Genomic DNA, 513 nt, shown 5'->3' with positions numbered 1-513 from the left:
TGATTCATTATTAGATAAAAAATAATTGTACAAAAGTTGTACCTTTTCCTATTGATGTAAAAAAATTCGAGTTATGTGATAGCGATAATAAGCGTGTTAGAATCTTCCACGGTATTCAAAATGGGAAAAACTATAGAAAAGGAGATTATGTTTTTAATAAAGCAAAATCCTTAATTTCAAATGCAGAATTCATAGACATTAGATCTGTACCATTCACTCAGTATATTGAGTTAATGAAAAAATCGGACATCATTTTCGATCAGACGTTTTCATATGATCAAGGTATGAATGCCATAATGGGAATGGCGTATGGGAAGGTAGTCTTTTCAGGCTTTGAAGATGAATTCCTAAAGTACTACAACTTGAATAATGATGAGATAGGAATAAATGCAACCTCGGATTTTGTTCATATTGCTGATAAAGCTAACGAGTTGATTGCATCATCTAAATTAAGAAGAAATATCAGTGACAGTGCAAGAGAGTTTATAAGAAATAATCATTCTGATAATATTG

General features: G+C 30.6%; 1 pseudogene. It reads left to right on the top strand.

The features are described 5' to 3' along the window. Positions 1 to 233: 233 nt before the first annotated feature. Positions 234 to 513 (top strand): annotated as a pseudogene (locus tag IM317_RS23735) (glycosyltransferase family 1 protein); the annotation flags it as partial.

The sequence above is a fragment of the Enterobacter cloacae complex sp. S3 genome (assembly GCF_014930495.1).
Classification (GTDB): domain Bacteria; phylum Pseudomonadota; class Gammaproteobacteria; order Enterobacterales; family Enterobacteriaceae; genus Enterobacter; species Enterobacter asburiae_B.
The sequence above is the reverse complement of the archived record's forward strand: the minus strand, read 5'-3'. Positions and strand labels throughout refer to the sequence as shown.